This window comes from Aeribacillus sp. FSL W8-0870, from assembly GCF_037963755.1.
GTDB classification, from domain to species: domain Bacteria; phylum Bacillota; class Bacilli; order Bacillales; family Aeribacillaceae; genus Aeribacillus; species Aeribacillus composti.
Window position 1 is genome coordinate 3,306,110 of the sequence record NZ_CP150165.1, and the last position, 17,826, is coordinate 3,323,935.

16 protein-coding genes and 1 other annotated feature are annotated in these 17,826 nt (G+C 40.0%); of the genes, 3 read left to right on the plus strand and 13 right to left on the minus strand.

All coding sequences use genetic code 11. The features are described 5' to 3' along the window. Positions 1–20: 20 nt before the first annotated feature. From NSU02_RS16095 to NSU02_RS16120, 6 genes are all read right to left on the minus strand, one after another. Positions 21–1,268 carry a glutamate-5-semialdehyde dehydrogenase gene (locus NSU02_RS16095; protein WP_339193282.1) on the minus strand — a complete coding sequence of 416 codons (1,248 nt, stop codon included), beginning with the start codon at positions 1,266–1,268 and terminating at the stop codon, positions 21–23. Beyond that, positions 1,265–2,392 carry a glutamate 5-kinase gene (gene proB, locus NSU02_RS16100; RefSeq protein WP_339193283.1) on the minus strand — a complete coding sequence of 376 codons (1,128 nt, stop codon included), beginning with the start codon at positions 2,390–2,392 and terminating at the stop codon, positions 1,265–1,267. The genes NSU02_RS16095 and proB overlap by 4 nt, the downstream gene beginning before the upstream one ends. Before the next feature lie 57 nt (positions 2,393–2,449). Beyond that, positions 2,450–2,665 (minus strand) — a binding site (T-box leader). 58 nt (positions 2,666–2,723) lie between these two features. Then, positions 2,724–3,215, minus strand: a complete 492-nt coding sequence (locus tag NSU02_RS16105) for a DoxX family membrane protein (protein ID WP_066247308.1) — start codon at positions 3,213–3,215, stop codon at positions 2,724–2,726. A 498-nt stretch (positions 3,216–3,713) separates the two neighbouring features. Then, the gene (locus NSU02_RS16110; protein ID WP_235600384.1) at positions 3,714–4,427 is read right to left on the minus strand and encodes a TerC family protein; all 714 of its coding nucleotides are present in this window, start codon (positions 4,425–4,427) and stop codon (positions 3,714–3,716) included. Between the two features lie 103 nt (positions 4,428–4,530). Beyond that, on the minus strand, positions 4,531–5,196 hold the full coding sequence (locus NSU02_RS16115; RefSeq protein WP_339193284.1) for a LysR family transcriptional regulator substrate-binding protein: 666 nt from the start codon (positions 5,194–5,196) through the stop codon (positions 4,531–4,533). A gap of 29 nt (positions 5,197–5,225) precedes the next feature. Then, the gene (locus tag NSU02_RS16120) at positions 5,226–5,396 is read right to left on the minus strand and encodes a LysR family transcriptional regulator (protein ID WP_339193285.1); all 171 of its coding nucleotides are present in this window, start codon (positions 5,394–5,396) and stop codon (positions 5,226–5,228) included. A 146-nt stretch (positions 5,397–5,542) separates the two neighbouring features. On the opposite strand from NSU02_RS16120, the gene NSU02_RS16125 reads away from it, so the two are divergent. Continuing rightward, positions 5,543–7,306, plus strand: coding sequence for a thiamine pyrophosphate-requiring protein (locus tag NSU02_RS16125; protein WP_339193286.1), 1,764 nt, complete (start codon positions 5,543–5,545; stop codon positions 7,304–7,306). Between the two features lie 285 nt (positions 7,307–7,591). Then, on the plus strand, positions 7,592–9,064 hold the full coding sequence (locus NSU02_RS16130) for an MFS transporter (protein ID WP_232515608.1): 1,473 nt from the start codon (positions 7,592–7,594) through the stop codon (positions 9,062–9,064). Positions 9,065–9,252: 188 nt separating this feature from the next. Here the strand turns inward: NSU02_RS16130 and NSU02_RS16135 are convergent, their stop codons facing one another. The 4 genes from NSU02_RS16135 to NSU02_RS16150 all read right to left on the minus strand — a co-directional run bounded on the left by NSU02_RS16135 (position 9,253) and on the right by NSU02_RS16150 (position 13,479). Then, on the minus strand, positions 9,253–10,494 hold the full coding sequence (locus NSU02_RS16135; protein WP_082829371.1) for a trypsin-like peptidase domain-containing protein: 1,242 nt from the start codon (positions 10,492–10,494) through the stop codon (positions 9,253–9,255). 357 nt (positions 10,495–10,851) lie between these two features. Then, complete coding sequence (locus NSU02_RS16140; RefSeq protein WP_339193287.1) at positions 10,852–11,256, minus strand: cytosolic protein; 405 nt, start codon at positions 11,254–11,256, stop codon at positions 10,852–10,854. A gap of 21 nt (positions 11,257–11,277) precedes the next feature. Beyond that, entirely contained in the window at positions 11,278–12,201 is a 924-nt protein-coding gene (gene glsA / locus NSU02_RS16145; RefSeq protein WP_311066460.1) for a glutaminase A, read from the minus strand. Between the two features lie 105 nt (positions 12,202–12,306). Further along, on the minus strand, positions 12,307–13,479 hold the full coding sequence (locus NSU02_RS16150) for an MFS transporter (protein WP_066247323.1): 1,173 nt from the start codon (positions 13,477–13,479) through the stop codon (positions 12,307–12,309). Positions 13,480–13,621: 142 nt separating this feature from the next. Here NSU02_RS16150 and NSU02_RS16155 point away from each other — a divergent pair, with 142 nt between their 5' ends. Next, the gene (locus NSU02_RS16155) at positions 13,622–14,530 is read left to right on the plus strand and encodes a LysR family transcriptional regulator (RefSeq protein ID WP_144598212.1); all 909 of its coding nucleotides are present in this window, start codon (positions 13,622–13,624) and stop codon (positions 14,528–14,530) included. Between the two features lie 299 nt (positions 14,531–14,829). Here NSU02_RS16155 and NSU02_RS16160 read toward each other — a convergent pair whose 3' ends face one another. The 3 genes from NSU02_RS16160 to hemA all read right to left on the minus strand — a co-directional run bounded on the left by NSU02_RS16160 (position 14,830) and on the right by hemA (position 17,755). Continuing rightward, entirely contained in the window at positions 14,830–15,909 is a 1,080-nt protein-coding gene (locus tag NSU02_RS16160) for a Gfo/Idh/MocA family oxidoreductase (protein ID WP_339193288.1), read from the minus strand. A 20-nt stretch (positions 15,910–15,929) separates the two neighbouring features. After that, the gene (locus tag NSU02_RS16165) at positions 15,930–16,427 is read right to left on the minus strand and encodes a GNAT family N-acetyltransferase (protein WP_094244543.1); all 498 of its coding nucleotides are present in this window, start codon (positions 16,425–16,427) and stop codon (positions 15,930–15,932) included. Positions 16,428–16,525: 98 nt separating this feature from the next. Continuing rightward, the gene (hemA, locus tag NSU02_RS16170; RefSeq protein ID WP_144598213.1) at positions 16,526–17,755 is read right to left on the minus strand and encodes a 5-aminolevulinate synthase; all 1,230 of its coding nucleotides are present in this window, start codon (positions 17,753–17,755) and stop codon (positions 16,526–16,528) included. Positions 17,756–17,826 lie beyond the last annotated feature (71 nt).

Here is a 17,826-nt window from a genome sequence, read left to right on the forward strand (position 1 = left end):
TTCCATTTTTTTATCATTTCTTATTCTCTAATCTGTCCGCTTCCTTTAATAATATATTTTGTAGAAGTCAGTGCAGGGAGTCCCATCGGTCCTCTGGCATGGAGCTTTTGCGTGCTGATCCCGATTTCTGCGCCAAACCCAAATTCAAATCCGTCTGTAAAGCGCGTCGATGCGTTGTGGTAAAGAGCTGCGGAATCAACTAATTTGAAAAACTTTTCTACATTTGCGGCATTTTCTGTGATAATTGCCTCAGAATGGTTTGTTCCGTAACGATTAATATGCTCGATTGCTTCATCTACATTCGAAACAAGTTTCACTGCCATTGTATAATCTAAATATTCCGTTTCCCAATCTTCTTCTGTCGCTAATTTCAAATGCGGGAATTCATTGTACAATGCTTGATCGACTCGCAACTCCACATTTTTCTCCTCGAGCTTTTCAATGAGCTCGCGAATATACTCCTTATTCCAATTTTCATGGATGAGAAGAGTTTCGGCTGCATTGCAGACGGAAGGTCTTTGTGTTTTTGCGTTTACAGTTATATCAATCGCCATCTTTTTGTCTGCTGATTCATCAATAAACACATGACAATTGCCTGCGCCCGTTTCTAACACAGGAACAGATGAATTTTTAACAACTGTTTTAATCAGATTTTTCCCTCCGCGAGGAATTAGCACATCTAAATAATCATTTAATTTGAACATTTCCGCTGCCGTTTCCCTGCTGGTATCTTCCAGAAGCTGTACACTGTCGGCAGGAAAATTCGCTTTTTCTAACGCCTCTCGTATCACCTTTACGATCGCCATATTTGAATGCAATGCGGATGAGCTGCCGCGAAGAAGAACAGCGTTCCCTGTTTTTAAGCAAAGGCTTGAGGCATCAATTGTCACATTTGGTCTGGCTTCGTAAATCATCCCAACAACTCCGAGCGGCACCCGAACTTTTTCGATTTGTAAACCGTTCGGACGAGTCCAGCTTTCCAGCACTTCCCCAACTGGATCTTGCAAATAAATCAATTGTCTTAACGATTCAATCATTCCGTTAATTCGTTCTTCGTTTAAAAGAAGACGGTCAATTAGAGCGTCGGATAAACCATTCGCTTTCCCATTTTCAATGTCATTTTCATTTTCTTTTAAAATATAAGGCGTTTCTTTTTGCAATTGTTCAGCGATGATTGATAATGCGTTGTTTTTTTCTTCAGTAGTCTTTGCAACCAGTTTGGCAGCAGCTTCTTTTGCCAGCTTCCCTTTTGTTAACACTTCACTCATATCATCATCTCCTTACTCGTTATCGCTACAAATTGATCACGGTGAACCACTTCAGGATGTATGCGCTTTGTCATTTCCATCGCTTTTTGACTCGGCATGCCCATAATTTCTTTTAATTCTTCAGATGAATAATTGACTATGCCTTTTCCGATCAGCTTTTGTTCCTTGTTTAAAATTTGCACCACGTCTCCGGATTGAAAGTTGCCGCTGACACGCTTAACGCCAGCAGGAAGGAGCGATTTCCCTTCCTTCAAAATAGCCGCTACTGCTCCATCATCGACTTCCACATCACCAGATATGATCGAATGAAGAGCAATCCATGCTTTTGAATTACGAACAGCACTTAAATCGTTTTTGCCAATATATGTTCCGTCACCGTTCCCATTTAAAATTTCTATTAATTTCTCTTTTCCTTGACCTTTCCCGATAAATACGGATACACCGAGGGCAAGTGCCGTTTTTGCCGCCATGAGCTTTGATTTCATGCCACCTGTTCCAACTTTCGAACCGGATGTTGCCTCTGTTTGTTCAATTAATTCATCTGTTACTTCCGGCAAAAAATCAAATCGTTTCGCATTCGGATTTTTGGTAGGATCTTCTTCATATAAACCGTTAATATCCGTCAAAATAATAAGAAAATCGGCATGCAATAATCCGCTCACAAGAGCTGACAGCATATCGTTGTCTCCAAACGTCAATTCCTCAATCGAAACCGAATCATTTTCATTGATGATCGGGAGCACTTGCCGCTTTAGAAGCTCCGATAAGGTGGCGTATGCGTTTTGATATTGCTCTTTATGCTGAAAATTGCTCCTTGTCATCAAAAGCTGGGCACATACAATGCCGTATTTTTTAAATGCTTCTGTATAAGCCTGGATAAGCAGCCCTTGGCCCACTGCCGCAGCCGCCTGTTTTCCTCTAATTGTCACAGGCCTAGAAGGATATCCAAGATCTCCATACCCTGCTGATACCGCTCCTGACGAAATTAAAATTACTTCATACCCTGCTTCCTTCAATCTAGCAATCGCTTCAACATGCTCGTGCAGCTTTTCTTTGCTGAGTCCCCCGTTGTCATCTGTTAAAGAACTGCTTCCTATTTTTACGACCACTCGCTTTTTCCTCACTAAAAAACACCTCTTCATTGCTTGACAGTCATAAAAAAGACTCATATCATCCTTTCGAAAAAGGACGAATATGAGTCTATATCCGCGGTACCACCTTTTTTAGCACTAGTTTAGTGCTCCCTTTAGCCTGTAACGAAGGATACGGTCAGGTTATGAGCCTGACAGCTCCAGGGGTAGGTTCAATAGCTTATCAGCGATGAAACCTTTCAGCCATAGGGTTTCACTCTCTTTTTCGCCTAAAGTCTATTTACTGGCCCCTTTCAACGCCGAAAATATACTTTTTTTAAAATTATGTTTCAAAAATTTTTAAAAGTCAAGATGATTGCTGCATTTAAACATTTGCTTGTTGATTGAATTTTTTGTTTGTAAATTTATCTCTCAAATACGGCAGGATAAACCGGTCAGCTCCCCAATAATACGCAGCTGCACCTACTGCCATTAAAATGATTGCTTCAGTGTACATAATCGGATTCGTGCTTGTTGTTCCAGCTAACATAAAATTCAAGTTCATAAACGCACCAGCAATTAATGCAGGAGTTGTAAACAACCCCAAAATCAGTCCGATGCCAACTAACACTTCTCCAATTGGAATAATAAAATTAAAAAGTTCTACATTCGGAAGAGCAAAGTTTTCAAGGAACGCTGCATACCATCCTTGAACGGCCGGATGTTCTCCGGTTGCTTTAGCAATCGCCCCTTTTAAAAATCCTGTCGCATCAAATCCACCCAGCTTTTCGACTCCCGCGACAAACCATTGATAACCGAGCCAAATTCTAAGAGCCGCCCAGACAACCGCCATTTTTGGACCTTTCAGCCATTCCATCTTCAACCATCTCCTTTGTTTGTTTTTTCACTTTTATTTTTCGAAGAAGTTTGTGAAATATTTCACTAACCTCTTCAATTTCAATATATAATTTTCTGAATTTAACTTCAATATATTTGTGAAATATTTCACAAATTGTTAACAATTACTATAGTTATCCACATTCATAGTAGGATTTTATGAAAAAAATCCAGCTTCTTAAGCTCCAACAGTTACATAATATCCACAAAAACAGTATGGATAATGTGTATAAGTTGTGAATTGTCTGAAATATCTGTGGATAAAATAAAAAAGCACTCACCTTCTCTGGACGATGAATGCTTATACACAAGAACGATCCCTCGAATTTACATGCAAATTAGAGCTGTTGTAAAAGAAACCGTCATTTTACAGAAGTGTGCATATTTGCCGATAACAAAAATTTTAGACATAACTAAATCTATTAAAACGTGGAATTTCTTTTCATAAAAAAACAGGCGCCGTTTCAACAGCCGCCTGCTAAGCACTATGCTGCAATTTATTTTCTTTCTCTGCACGCTTATTTTTCTCATAACCGATCGCTAACACAATCAATGTCATAATTCCGATAAGTAAATATTCGATCCACAAGTTTTGGATGTGAAACCATTGTTCAATATGTTTATCCTTAAAGATCATCTCACCGGCGGTCCAAGCTAAAATTCCAGATCCAACATATACAATCCATTGAAATTTGTTCATTAATTTTACGATCGCTTTTGATCCAAAAATCATAATTGGAATACTGATCAAAACTCCAACCGCAATCATGCCGATATGGCCGTGTGCCGCACCTGCTACTGCAACCACATTATCCAAACTCATGACGGCATCTGCAAGAATGATCGTTTGAATAGCTTTAAGCAGACTGCTTTGAGATTGGACATGCGCAGCTTCTCCGTCATCTACCAAAACTTTATAAGCAATCCAAAGCAGCAAAAATCCGCCGACAATGTTGACAAATGGGATTTTCAACAGGACAACAATAACGGATGCAAACAAAATCCGTAATGCGACCGCACCTCCAGTCCCCCAGAATATAGCTCTGTTTTGCTGTTCTTTCGGCAGATTTCTCGTTGCCATTGCAATTACAACTGCGTTATCGCCGGATAAAATAATATCGATTGCAATAATTTTTAATAAGGCAATGATGGCGTCAGATGAAATAGATATACCAACTGAAAATAAATCCAATTGTTATTCGCTCCTCTATTAAAAAATGTATACGTATAGATTCTATCCCTACCTTCCTTTGAAAGCAAATCCAATATTTTACCTATTTAAAAATTAAAATGAGTCATCTCCTTGTCAGCTGCTGGATAAATGTTCGAATGGCAGTGGAAGAAAGAAGACCTTTTCGATAAATAATTGCAACCTCTTTACGCGGAAGTTCGTCTGCAATTTTCAAAAGCTTGACAGAAAACTCCGGGCTGTTTTCAACATAAAGCTTTGGCAGGATCGTAATTCCGTTATGTAAAAGCGTCATCTTTAACAACGAATACGTATCCGACAATTCCACAATTGGGTTTAACTTAATGCCTTCTTTATTACAAAATGAATCGATCGTCTGTCTAAGAACATATTGCTCGGGCAATAAAAAGATCGGGTACGATTGAAGCTCTTCCAAATATATTAAATTTTTTTCAGCTAAAGGATGATCAAGGGATACAATGGCAAAAAACTCTAATGAAAACCATTTAATAACCTCTACTTGCGGATGATGAACTGGTAAATAGACAATCCCTATATCGAGCTCAGACTTGACTATTTTTTCTAACGTTTCTTCCGTTTTTAGATCGTAAACAGAGAGTTTTATATTTGGAAACTGTGAGTGAAACGTAAGCAAGGAAGAATAAAGATGATGATTGCCAACACATCCGATTTTTAAATGGCCGCGATTCAATCCTTTTAATTCATGTATTTTAATTTTTGCTTGATCAATTTCAGAAAAAATTTTTTTCACATGTTCAAGTAAAATCTCTCCGCTTTCCGTTAATTCAATTTTTTCCCCATTCTTCGAAAAAGAACTGTATCAAGACTGTTTTCAAGAAGGCGAATTTGCTGGCTTAATGTTGGTTGCGTAATCCCCAGCTTTTCTGCAGCTTTCGTAAAATGCAGCTCTTGACTCAATATTGCAAAATAATGCAAAAGACGGAACTCCATTTTATAGCTCCTTTCTATAGATATTTTCTATTATTATGATAGTTATTATAGTATTGTACTATCTTTTCTTTTCAAGTACAATTCTGATTACGGAATTATCTGACTAGTATTAATTATCTAAATTATGTTGAAAGGGTGTGTGTTGTTTGACCAGCCGATATACGACAAGCAAGGCACTTTTAGAAGCGTTACAAGAAGCTGATGTTTCCTTTATTTTTTCAAATCTAGGAAGCGATCACCCTGCCATTATTGAAGCCCTTGCCGAAGCTGAAAAAGAGGGAATTGATTTTCCGAAAATCATTACTTGTCCACATGAAATGGTTGCCTTAAGCGCTGCACATGGATATGCTCAAGTAAGCGGGAAACCTCAAGCTGTTTTAGTGCATGTTGAATGCGGCACGCAAAACCTTGGCGCTGCCATTCACAATGCTTGGAAAGGTCGGGTGCCTGTCCTCATTTTTGCCGGAACTTCTCCATATACTCAAGAAGGGGAGCTTCGGGGAAGCAGGAACGAATTTATTCACTGGATTCAGGATGTTCCCGATCAGCCCGGAATTGTAAGGGGTTACATGAAGTATACTCATGAGATTCGCACCGGGAAAAATGTAAAACAAATTGTCCATCGTGCACTGCAAATTGCTCAAAGCAGCCCGAAAGGACCCGTATATTTGACGAGCGCTAGAGAAGTTTTGGAGGAGGAAGTAGAAAAAGTAGAAATTCATCCTGAGCAATGGAGACCAATTGCAGCGCGTGCACTGGCACCGCAAGAAATAGATCCTTTAGTGAAAGATTTACTGGCAGCAAATAATCCGCTCATTGTCACGTCATATATTGGCAAAAACAAACAAGCGGTGAAAGAACTCGTTAAATTTTGTGAAAAACTTGCGATACCTGTTTTAGAGTCAGTGCCAAACTATATGAACTTTCCATCTGATCATCCGCTTCATTGCGGATATCAGTGGAATACTTCAACACAAAACGATTTAATCGAAAAAGCAGATTTTATAATGGTCATTGACAGTGATGTTCCTTGGATTCCAGTGAATAATAAACCATCGCCAAATTGTACGATTTACTATATTGATGAAGATCCGCTGAAGGAAGGGATGACATTATGGTATATCCCATCAAAACGTTTTTTCGCAGCTGATGCCGAAACGGCCTTGCGGCAGTTGAACGAAGTGATTAAAAACGCTGACATTGACAGCTTGCAAGTAAATGAAAGGAGAAAACAAATAGAAAAATATCATAAAGCTCAGCGTGAAGAATGGAAAAAAGCTGAACAATTTTTTGACGACATTATCACGCCTGAGTATTTAACTGCCTGCATACGGGAAGTGTGCGATGAAAACACGATTATTGTCAATGAAGGCATTTCAAATTTCCAAACATTATATACCCATTTGCAAATGACCAAACCAGGTTCTATTTTTGGCAGCGGCGGAGGCGGACTTGGATGGAACGGCGGAGCAGCGATAGGAGCAAAACTGGCAGACCCGTCTAAAACAGTGATCAGCCTTACTGGAGATGGATCTTATCTGTTTAGCGTCCCTTCGAGCGTTCATTGGATATCGCAAAAATATGACGCGCCATTTTTAACCGTAATTTATAATAATCGCGGTTGGAAATCTCCGAAACTGTCAACCTTAGCTGTTCATCCGAATGGGATCGCAAATGAAACGAATCAATTTTTCGTAGATTTCACTCCTCATGCTGATCTTTCGAAAATTGCAGAAGCTGCAGGTGGCGCCTATGCAAGAAAAATAGAAAACCCTCATGAGCTGAAAGAGGCTCTGAATGAAGCAATAAAAACTGTCAAGTCTGGCCGTTCCGCTGTTTTAGATGTATATTTGCCCGCTATTAGTCAAGAAAATCAAATGAGAGAGGAAAAAAACCATTCCACAGTTTAAAAAGCGGGAGCAAAAAGCATTTAAAATTTGAATTCATTTGGAATAGTTGAAAGTACAAAACTTTAAAGCTGCGGAGAAAGTTCAAAAACAAGATGGAATCATCAAGAATGTAGGCTAAAAAAGTTTTATATTCCTTTCATCGCACATCGTCCGAAATATAGAAAACCAGCAGCCAATTGATCTTATATTCAACCAGCAGCATTTTCTATTTCTTTTTGCCCCTTTATGTAAGCGCTATCTAAAGGTTATGTTAAATTTTAAATCTAGATAGGAGTGAAAATGATAATGAAAAAATGGGAAAGGTACCATACAATATGGGGAATGCTGTTCCTAGGATGGGTTGTTTCTTATATCGACAGAACTGCGACAGGCCCAATTGTTACTTGGATGATAGAACATAAAATATCATTTTTTTCAGATGTCCCGAATCCTCATGAATTTGGGGGCTTAATAGGCAGTTTGTTTTTTGCCGGATTTATGTTAAACCAATTTCCTGGAGGAAACTTGGGAGATAAATTTGGATACCGCCCTATTATTATATTAAGTATTTTGTGGGCAGCCGTCGCCACTTTTTTCACAGGCTTATCAGGCGGACTCGTCATGTTTGTTTTATTCCGTGTATTACTTGGATTAGGTGAAGGAATCCTTTATTCAAATGACAGATCCTATATTGCTTTCAACACTCCTCCGGAAAAAATGGGCTTAGGAATGGGAGTTGTTATTACTGGCCTGTCTATCGGCTTAACGTTGGCAACAATCGGTACACCTCTTCTTCTGGAAGCTTTTGTTCCTCTAATGGGAAATGAGGCTTGGAGAGTTCCTTTTCTATTCATGGGATTCATTACTTTAATCGTTGCTGTTCTTATGTTTAAATTTATGAAGCCTGATAAAAAATTGATACAATCAGCAGATCCAAATTCACCTGGTGTGAAGGAATTTTACGGAAAATCGTTATATCACTTAAGTATTTATTCACTTGTGTTTTTGGTTATCATCATGGCGATATACTTCACATCAACAAAATTAGGGCTCTCATCGATTGTCATAGCTTTTATTTTGGCTAGTTTAGCCCCCATATTGATCATATATCTTTATGTAACAAAAAAATCAGAAGTGCACCCTTTGATTATGAATAAAAACCTGTTTTTCCTTTATCTATCTTTCCTGCCGATTTTATGGCATTTATGGTTGTATGGATTCTGGTCTACAGCAATTGTCCAAGAATTTGGCGGCGGAGCACTAGTTGCCGCAGCAGCAGTAGCTTCATTTAACGCAGTAGCAGGGGTTATCGGGTTCCCGCTTGGCGGAAAAATTTCTGACCTGTTAGCTGATAGACCGAACGGCCGCAGAAATGTATTAGCGCTTTTAACTTTTCTTTTAGCTGTTTCAATATTTGTTTTTGCTTGGTATATTCAAACGGAAAATAGCAGCCCGATTATTACATCAATCATTTTATTTATATCAGGATTATTTTTTTTTGCATTGCAGCCGGTTTCACATGCATTAAATGCAGAATTGGCGCCGGAAGGCAAACAAGGCGGGGCATTTGGCATGCTGAATCTGATAGCAGAAATTGGCGCCGTATTGTCGCCAGTCGTATCAGGATATTTAAGAGACAGCACAGGCAGCTGGGGAGCTCCGCTAATATTGGACGGAGTTTTAATTAGTATTAGTTGTTTATTTGTTTTAGCAATCTCAAGCAAAGCTGTACAATCTGCTCAACCAAAAAATATCTCGTCTAGCGAAGCAAATATGTAAACAAGTTATGTATAGCGATGAAATTTTTCTAAGCAAATGATGCTGTTGTTAATTGGCGAGTATCATTCATTTATCAGAGATAGATCATTTTCACATTGATGAAAAAGATTTCCATTGAAAAAAGGGCTTTGCAAAAAGTTAATTGAACTGACTTTTTGCGGGCCCTTTCTTTTTAATACTATTCCCGATCAGGTTTGCGATAAGTCTTGACTTGAAAGGGTAACTGTGACGGTCTTTTCTTTTCCGTCCCGATATAATTTGACTTTGACTGAGTCTCCTGATTTCTTTTCACTGTACAAATATTTTCTTAACTCACTCGTGTTGTGAATGCTTTGCCCATCCAATGCGACGATCACATCCTTTTCCTGCAATCCGGCCTGATCGGCGGGAGAATTTGCCTGAACTCTTCCAACTACCGCACCTTCTTTAACGTCAGATGGCAAATTGAGTGTGTCTCTAAGGAAATACTCAGGAAGCTCGCTTACATTTAATAATGCAACTCCAAGAAACGGACGGTCAATTTTTCCTTTTTCCATTAATTGATTGATCGCTTTCACAACATCATTGCTTGGAATAGCAAATCCGAGCCCTTCCACACCTTCCTGGCTGATTTTCATACTGCTGACGCCGATGACTTTCCCATCCATGTTAATTAAAGGGCCTCCACTGTTTCCTGGATTGATCGCTGCATCTGTTTGAATGACATCAAGCGCCCAGTCTCCTTCAGAAGTTGTAATCGTCACTGTGCGATTGACTCCGCTGATAATCCCTTCTGTTACAGTTCTAGAAAGATCGCTGCCAAGCGGATTCCCGATTGCAATGACCTGATCGCCGACTCGTATATTATCGGAATCACCAAACTCAGCTACTGTGTTAACACTATTGTTATTAATTTTTATGACGGCCAAGTCTGTCAATGAGTCAGCACCGACTACCTCTGCTTTTTCCTTATCGCCATTGGAAAGCGTTACCTCCAATGAAGAAGCCCCTTCAATAACATGGTTATTTGTAACAATAAAAACATCATTGCCGGACTTTTTAAAGATAATTCCTGTTCCGCTTCCGCTTTCCACTTCTTCGCTGGAAGAATCTTGGCGCGATCCAAACCAATCTGTCCTTTGCTGCTGCAAATTAGAAATGCCGACAATCGCTGGTGAAAGTTTTTCAGCTATTTCTGCAATATCGCCTTGATTGGAAATCTTCGCAACATTAACAGATGCTTCCTGATCGTTTGTATTTTGACTGACCGCTGCATGCTCTGTTTCATTTGAAGCTTTGTTATGATCTTGGAATGGCAAGTAGGTCAACGCTCCGTATACAACAGCTCCGCCCAAAACACCGCTGATTAAAGAAGAAAGAACCGGCTTCAACAAACTGTTCTTTTTTCTTTCCACACGATTGTTTTGATCTATTTCATCATAATATCCCATAGCAAAAGCCCTCCTCTTCTTCATCGTTTGTCTTATTGACATACTAGGCAAAAAATATGACGAAACGATGAACAAAAGGTAAAAAAACATTGAAATATAAAAAAGATCGGACGCCACTCGATATTATGCGCCTCTTACCTTTTCACCAAATCCATAGTTCAAAAGCACTTTTCAAAAATCGGTTCTCCTGCCAAGCCCTAACGAAACGGTGAACATCAATCCGGATCGCCCGCGGTACTTTCATTTATTACAAAAAATGCAATTCTGAAACACATAGATGTTGTTGATTGAAAATAAGCCTTTCTGAAAAATTGGCATTTGAATTCGTATGCATGCCCTGGATTTCATTCAACGTATTCAAACTTCAACTGTTTTCCCTTCTTCAGCAACATGGAAAAGAAGATGAGCAAGATGCTGAATGGGGCTGTATATTTCCTCTTCCTCCTGCTCCGCCATCACTTCATCACCGAATTCTAAGTCATTTAGATAAAGAGCTATAAATTCATAAAAGTCTTTTAGTTCAAACCGGTAGCATTCGCTCGGATCTTCCTCGTCCTCCTCGTAGCGAAGGGAAAGATAAGACATATTGCCATCGCTGTCCTCAGCGTCAAAAAAGACGAAAAAACCAATGTTTGTATCGAGATCAAACAAATGTCTTGTCCCTCCTTCTGTCACCCTTTCAAAATCATCCGGGCTCAGCTTTTGCACTTTCATTTCTTCCATATCATCTTCAAGGTGAAATTTAACAGTGAATTCACGCATCGTATGTCTCCTCCTCAAATATTAGAAAATACTTAATGAATATGTTTTAGATAAAAATTCAAGCAGTTTGATGCCGGTCAGACTATTGCCTTTGTCATCCAATGCTGGACCGAATATGCCGATGCCGCATCTTTTTGGAACAGATGCGAGTATGCCTCCTGAGACGCCGCTTTTTGCCGGAATCCCGATTTTAATCGCAAATTCTCCCGAAGCATTATACATGCCGCAGGTGACCATAAACGTTTTGCAAATACGCGCTACATCAAGGGGCATGATTTCCTCTTCTGTAAACGGATCGCGCCCATCCATCGCAAAAACGAGGCCGATGCGCGCCAAATCGATGCATGTCATTTCAATGGCGCATTGCTTCGTGTAAAGCTCCATCAGATCTTCGACATCTTCGTTTATAATATTATGCTGTCGAAGAAAATAACATAAGGAGCGGTTTAAAAACGCGGTTTCAAATTCGGATTGAGCGACTTCTTGCGAATAAGAAATGGTTGGATTTCCTGTTAGCTTGCGGACAAAACGAATGAGTCTCTGCAGCCGTTCTTTCACCGTTCTTCCCGAAATCATATGCGTTACGGCAAGTGCACCGGCATTGATCATCGGATTCAGCGGCTTTGTAGGCTGTGTTTCCTCAAGCTTGGCAATGGAATGAAACGGATCGCCCGTCGGCTCCATCCCGACTTTTTGGAATACCTCCTTTTCACCGTGATCCATAATGACAAGAGCTAAAGCGATAATTTTTGAAATGCTTTGAAGCGTCACTTTTACCGTTACATCCCCAGCGTCAATGATTCTCCCATCAGGCATATATATTGCAATAGATAAATCATTTGGATTCGCTTTGCCAAGAGCCGGTATGTAACTGGCAACTTTCCCCTGATGCCCATACTTTTTCGCTTCTTGGACAAAGCGGATCAATTCTTCTTTTTCGTACATTCAGCCATCACCATTATTTAGTATGGCTCGCTGTATAAAATTTTATAAACAACCCCTTTGATATTTGACAAATGAGTATGATATGTTTATTCAATCTGGAGATAGTCATTGTTGCATAGATTGTTTTCTCTCACTTCCATGCTTTCTTTTGCTTGATAAAATCCCCCATTGTCCCAGTAATGTCACTAATGCAAGGCCGCCGGCGGCAAACGGAAGTTGGGAAGGAGCCAATCCAGCCAGCATCACTATCCCTCCAAGAAGAGAACCTATTGCACTGCCCAAATAATTTGCGGAACTGTTCAAAGCAACGGCCGCTGCACCTTGATTAGGCTGTATGTGAAGCAATTCATGCTGCTGCGGGGCTTGCGATGCCCAGCCCATCGCCCCCCATAGAATAAAAGGCAGAAATGACAGGATCGGAAATGAAAGGGCGAATGGCACACTGAACATGGACAAAGCCATTATGGCCAAAATTCCTGCCATGAGCAAACCCGGTTTGCCTGTCCGGTCAATCAAAGCGCCGATGGAAAAACTGCCAACTACGCCGCCAATTCCCCATGCCCAAAGATATGGCGTGTTGTTGGAAATGTCCGCCAAGTTATTCAAAATAACAGCAATATATGTGTAAAGACCCAAGCTGGCAACACTGGTCATAAAAGTGATGCCAACAATTGCTGCAACCCGTCTATTTGTCATCATTGCGACGCGCTGGCGGAGTGAAGGTGGAGCTGAAGCTGCAAAATGTGGAAACCAGATGGCAATTCCCATCATGGCAATTAAGCCTAGTGCAGTGATCACCCAAAGAGTTCCATTCCACTTCAGATGTTCCGCAATCACCAGTCCAAGAGGGACTCCTATGACTGTTCCAGTGCTCATGCCGCCAAGAGTCATGCCAAGTGCTCTGCCGCGTTTCTGTTCGGGCACTAGTGATGCTGCAGCTGCCGATGCTAGCGGAGAGTAAAGTCCGGCGCCGATGCCTGCAATTGCTCGTGCAATCAGCAACATGGAAAAATTTGAAGCTAGTGCACTTATCCCGTTGCCTATCGAGAATACTGCGAGCGCCAACAATAAAATATTGCGCATCGGTTTTCCAGCAAGCAGTGTTGCAAATACCGGAGCGGCCAGTGCATAACAAAGCGTAAAGACGCTCACGGCTTGCCCTGTTTGTGAAGGGGTTATATGAAAAGTTGCACCGATATCCGGAAGCAAACCAGCTATCACATAAGCATCAAACCCAAGAGCGAACATACCGATCGTCAAGAGAAAAACTTTTTGCATAATAACTTAGCCTCCATTTTTACGGAATTATCTTTACGGAAGATTTATCTATTTTTCACTTTACAAGACGGAATGTAATATGTCTAATATATATTTATAAAACTACTAATATCTTATAAATATTAATAAAGGAGGAGATTAATTGGAACTGCGCCACTTGAAATATTTCTTAACAGTTGCTGAAGATTTGCATTTTGGGAAAGCTGCAGCCCGTTTAAATATGGCACAGCCGCCTTTAAGCCTTCAAATCCGACAATTAGAAGAAGAAATAGGCGTGCCTCTTTTCCATCGAACGAAAAGAAAAGTAGAACTGACGAAAGAAGGTCAATTGTTTTTGGAAAAAGTTAATCAAATTTTCAAAGATCTGGAGGAAGCTGTCGAATCAGTAAAAAGGGTGAACCGTGGAGAGGTCGGAGAAATAGCGATAGGATTCATTTCCTCATCAGCCTATGATATTCTTCCAACAATTATAGAGCACTATCGTAAAGCATATCCTAATATTCATATAGATTTGCAACAGTTGACAACTAGAGAGCAATTAAAAGCTTTGCATGAGGGCGCAATTGATATAGGAATCCTTTGCCAACCCGCCAACATAAAAAATGACGGAATTCATTTCGAGGTTATTCGGCAAGAACGAATGATGATTGCTCTGCCAGAGGATCATCGGCTAGCTTCCGGCACTTCCCCGATTCATCTTGAAGAATTGGCGGGCGATTCATTTATTTTGACGGGAAGGAAGGCAAATCAAAGCCACTATGATACTGTGATAAACAGTTGCTATCAAGCGGGATTCCATCCTAAAGTAGTTCAAGAAACACAAGAATTGCCTACAGTCCTATCCCTTGTTTCATCAGGAATGGGCGTAGCGATTGTACCATCCTCTATCCAGCATGTATTAAAAAATAAAGTTGTCTATCGCGACATTTACAACAACCCAATTACTACTTCAACTGCCTTTGCGTGGAAAAGTGGAAATTTGTCTCCAACTGTTCATGCATTTCTTAACTTAATGAGAAAATCTGTCATTCCGTTTTTTCACCAAGTTTAATAGAAATAATCTCATGAAATGATACTGGCAATTAAAATTCTCTATCAAATCCTTAATTAAACAAGGAGAATAATTGAAATAACCGCAATAAAAAAAGAAGCAGGAGTACAATGAAAATAATCATTTCCCTCTCTGCCAAAGTAAATTTCAATGCATTTTAGCAGCCGATTTGATGATTGGGGAAAGAACTCTTGTATCTGTCTCCTCTTTTTTTGTCTTTAACATCATTTTGCCGTTAAAAAATTGGTTCAAAAAACCGATAAATTTACAATTATTATCAATTGAAATTTTGCATTCATTTAGCCTAGACGCTCCCAATCATTTTCATCGTTGTAAATTTCCCGTTGTGAACCAACAACATAATTTATCGGTCCAATTGTCTGAGCATCACGTTCTATTGTATTTAATAATTTTTGGAGCTTCAAAGCTGTTTGAAGGCTAGCAAACAGTTGTGAAGGAGCTGCTCCGTTTACTACATACCCGCCAACATCATTAACCAATCTTACCAATTTGCGTATTGTTTTTAGTTCAGGCTTCGAGTCATCAATATTCGTTTTCATGTCCATTATGACCTGTTCTCCGAAAGGAGTTCTTTCCCATATACGAAGATGGTCAACATCCCATACAGGTGTATCAAACACCATATTGGCAAAGATTAGACGGTTTTGTGGAGAAGCGAATACAAGATCGACTTCTCTCTTTCGGACAATATTTACGAAGCTGCTATACCCGGTTATTGCCGCTTTTCCTAAACATGCAGTTACGGCTGCACTGTCAAGTACGTCAGAACCTGATACGGAGAAGTCTGATCGAGTGCCTTGAATAGACTTTAACTCCAGATCAGTATTGGATGCACAAATCCATTGGATAAGATCTAGCGGATGGATTATTTCGCTGATCACACCTACAGTTGGCCTATAATCATTCATTCTGTTCTTTCCCCAGTAAAAATTGGCCCGAATAAGCTGCAAATTATGCTCTTCAACAAACTTTTTCAAGACGATGGTTGCATCAGAGTAACGTTCTATAAGGTTAAGACAGAATCCAGATACACTTTTAAGTTTCGCTTCCAGCAGCTCTAAATCATCGTTCGTATTCGCCAAGGGCTTCTCGCAAATAACAAAGCCTTTGTATCCTTCCAACTTTTTAATTATATCCATGTGGAACTCATCATTTACACTAATTACAATAATGTGAGGCTCAAATTGTTCAATAGCAGCATCCACCTCTTTAAAGTATTGAATATCCCTGCGTTTAGGATTTCTATTAACATATGCAAAATTGATTTTTCTAGCTCCAACAATATCTTTATTCATATTGGAAAAAGCTTTAAGAAATCTTGTCCCTGCATATCCCAAACCACAAATTAAGACGTTCATCAGTTGCCTCCCTTTAACATTTAAATTTCTTTTATTAAAAGCTCTTCGCCTGAATCAATAAATCCGAGCTTTTTATATAAATTTTTTGCAATCGGTGTTGTTTGTAAGATAACTTTTTCAACATTATTGGCCTGAAACCAGTCCAAAATATAGTTCATTAAACATTCTGCAAACCCTCTACGGCGCCGTTCAGGGTGAACAACAACCGATTGCACCCACCCAACAAGTCCGTTTAAACATCCTTTCATCGGCGCACGTTCATCAATGATTCCTATAGCACAGGCCGATATTTCGGTTTCGCCATCATAGTGGGCTACAGCAATTACCATTTTTTCATTTGCAGGTATATTGTGAATAAGCCATTTCCGATAGCTTTTCTGCCATGCCATTTGTTCTTCGGGTGATTTCGAAACATAGTGGCCTGCCCCTTCATTGAGCAACAGCTTCCTTAAATCAATCAGCATGTCAACATCATTGATGGTTGCCTTTCTAGCAACAATTTTTAAATTATGATCCATGAATAAATATCCTCTCCTATTCTGTTGTATACGTTAAGGGTGGCAAAAAACTATGGACTACTCTTATCTCAGAATTGTAATAGGTTATCTCTAACCAATTATGCGAACACATCGGCCGATTGTGCAAATGGAATATTAAAGTGGCAAAAAACTTCATTTAATGCATCGGTTAGCTGCAACATCTGCTCTTCAGTGTGGTTCGGTGTAACATTGACTCGAAACCGTTCTGTACCAACAGGAACTGTCGGCGGGTTAATAGGCTGCAGATAGATTTTATGTTTTTCAAGCATTCTTTGAGCAGCTGCCTTACATTTTTTTGCATCCCTAATCATTACAGGAAGAATGTGTGTTACACTCGATGGCATTACCGGTATACCTGCCTGAACGAGCATCTTTCTTAGCTGATTAGTCTTTCTATGCAGTTCATTTCTCTCTTTATCAGAAGATTTCAAATACCCGATGCTTGTATAGCATGCAGCAACAATTGCCGGCGGCAGGGAGGTAGTAAAAATAAAGCCGGATGCAAAGGAGCGGACAGCATCAATCAGCAATTCCGATGCAGTAATATACCCGCCTATCACTCCTATCGCCTTCGCCATTGTTCCTTGTATAATGTCAATGAGATTGGCAACTCCAAGCTCTGCAGCTATTCCTGCTCCTCGAGGACCGTACATACCGATAGCATGAACTTCATCGAGAAATGTTAGTGCGTTATATTTTTTAGCAAGATTCACAATTTCCTTAATCGGTGCGATATCGCCGTCCATCGAATATATTGACTCGAATACGATGATTTTGGCTCGATTATGCGGCTGGGAAGCTAGTAATTCCTCCAAATGTTCGACATCATTATGCCTAAATATGGCGCGGTCAGCTTTTGCACTTCGTATCCCATTGATAATGGAGGCATGATTAAGCTCGTCGGAAAACACTATGCAATTAGGGAACAGACGCAATAAGCATTGTAATGTTGCATCATTTGAACTGTATCCGGTCGGAAAAACGAGTGCTGCCTCTTTACCGTGCCAGTCAGCCAATGATGATTCAAGCAAAGTGTATTGGTAGTGTGTGCCGCCTATGTTCCGCGATCCGCCTGAACCGGCTCCATTTAACCGGATTGCTTCTTGCATCGCTTCAATTACTAAAGGATGCTGGGACATTCCCAGATAATCATTGCTGCACCAAACAACAACAGGCTGCTCATCTTCCTTGCCATTCAACTTCGCCAAAGGATACTGGCCGCATATGCGGTTAATCGTAATAAATTCACGGTATTGCCCTCTTTCCTTCAACGAATTTAGCTTGTCGCTGAGAATTTCTGTATACATAACTCTATCATCCTCCAATAAATATAAATTCCATTCAAGAAGGAATTGTAATTTTTGTTTTTCAGCCGCAC